The sequence below is a fragment of the Grimontia sp. AD028 genome (assembly GCF_000973155.1).
Classification (GTDB): domain Bacteria; phylum Pseudomonadota; class Gammaproteobacteria; order Enterobacterales; family Vibrionaceae; genus Enterovibrio; species Enterovibrio indicus.
Genome location: NZ_LASY01000082.1, coordinates 1 through 2,036, shown reverse-complemented (window position 1 = coordinate 2,036; position 2,036 = coordinate 1). Strand labels below are relative to the sequence as shown.

Sequence of the window (2,036 nt, the reverse complement as noted above, 5' to 3'; positions counted from 1 at the left end):
GAATCCTGCATCTTCAGGTTATTTGGGTATTTAAACCTGATAGAATCTCACCGTCTTTCATTTGGGTTCGCGTTAACCAGCTCCGGAAAGTATTTAATTATCAGTTCTTTCCATACTGCATTTCTGTTTTTGAACGCGACCGTCCTACTCCGGAAGGATTCATGATTTATAAATTGTTCGAACGCATGACAATGGCTTTTCCACCTAAACAGCCGGAACAGCCACCAAATGGCCTGCTCGCCTTTTGTCGCCACTACACCAAAGGCTTTGAACGCCCGCTGATCACCATGGCCATGCTGACTGCGATGATTGCTATCGCGGAAGTGTCACTGTTTGGCTTTATGGGACAACTGGTTGACTGGTTGACCAATCAAGACAAGGCCAGTTTTCTCGCCGAGGAAGGTAATACCCTGATTGCCATTGGCGTGCTGATACTCATCGGTATGCCAATGCTCGTTGCCGTCCATTCACTTGTTTTGCACCAATCCTTGCTAGGTAACTACCCGATGTCCATTCGCTGGATGGCTCACCGTTACCTACTGAAACAAAGCATCGGCTTTTACCAAAACGATTTTGCAGGTCGTATTGCCACGAAGGTGATGCAGACTGCCCTATCGATTCGCGAAACCGTGATGAAGCTGCTGGATGTTGCGGTATACATCGCTGTCTACTTCATCTCCATGCTATTCATCGTAGGACAAGCAGACATTCGCCTCATGCTGCCGATGCTTATTTGGCTAATGGCATATATCGGCATTCAAATTTACTTTGTGCCTAAGCTGAAAGCGGTTTCTACTGAGCAGGCAGACGCCCGCTCTTTGATGACAGGCCGCATCGTCGACAGCTACACCAATATCGCCACGGTCAAACTGTTCTCACACACAGATCGTGAAACCCAATATGCCGAAGAAGGCATGGGCGTGTTTATGGATACGGTTTACCGTCAAATGCGTCTGGCTACTGGCTTTAACATCTCGGTAGAAATCGCCAACTACGCCCTGTTGTTCTCTATCAGTGCCATGTCAATCTGGCTATGGCTGGACTCGGCCATCACTGTGGGTGCGATTGCTATTGCGGTCAGCCTAGCTTTGCGTATCAACAGCATGTCGAAATGGATCATGTGGGAAATCGGCTCGCTGTTCGAAAACATTGGTACCGTGGTCGACGGCATGGCAACGCTTTCTAAACCTGTCGAAGTGTTGGACAAGCCAAACGCACCTGCACTGGAAGTGCCTCAAGGTGCCATTAACTTCACCGATGTACGCTTCCACTATGGCGAAGGCAAAGGTGTGATTGAAAAGCTAAACCTCAATATCAAACCGGGGGAGAAAGTCGGTCTGGTTGGTCGTTCGGGTGCAGGTAAATCAACCTTAGTGAATCTGCTGATGCGTTTTCACGATGTCGAGGGGGGTGAAATTCGCATCGATGGACAGAATATTTCTGCCGTCACACAGGATTCACTGCGCGCCAATATCGGGATGGTGACGCAAGACACCTCTCTGCTGCACCGCTCTATCCGTGAAAACATTCTTTACGGAGACCCAAATGCCAGCGAAGACGCCATGCTCGCCGCTGCGAAGAAAGCACAAGCTCACGACTTTATCGAAACCTTGAGCGATCCACATGGCAATCGTGGTTACGATTCGCAGGTAGGTGAACGCGGTGTGAAGCTTTCCGGCGGCCAGCGACAGCGTGTGGCAATTTCCCGTGTTCTGCTAAAAGACGCGCCAATTCTTATTCTTGATGAAGCCACGTCTGCACTGGATTCAGAGGTAGAAGCAGCGATTCAGGAAAGTCTTTATCAGTTGATGGAAGGTAAAACCGTTATCGCTATTGCTCACCGACTTTCCACCATTGCCGCGATGGACAGACTGATCGTGCTTGATCAAGGCGAAATCGTAGAGCAAGGCACCCACCAAGAGCTGATTTCCAGCGGCGGTATCTATGCCCAACTCTGGCAGCATCAAACTGGTGGCTTTATTGGGGACTGAACTCGATAAAGATAAATGAAAAAAAGGTATACCCAAACGACCTGA

The 2,036-nt window shown here is 49.2% G+C and carries 1 protein-coding gene; it reads left to right on the top strand.

Annotated elements, in window-relative coordinates:
* The first annotated feature begins 161 nt into the window (after positions 1 to 161).
* Positions 162 to 1,991, top strand: coding sequence for an ABC transporter ATP-binding protein (locus tag RN22_RS17615; RefSeq protein WP_046306253.1), 1,830 nt, complete (start codon positions 162 to 164; stop codon positions 1,989 to 1,991).
* Positions 1,992 to 2,036: the final 45 nt, after the last annotated feature.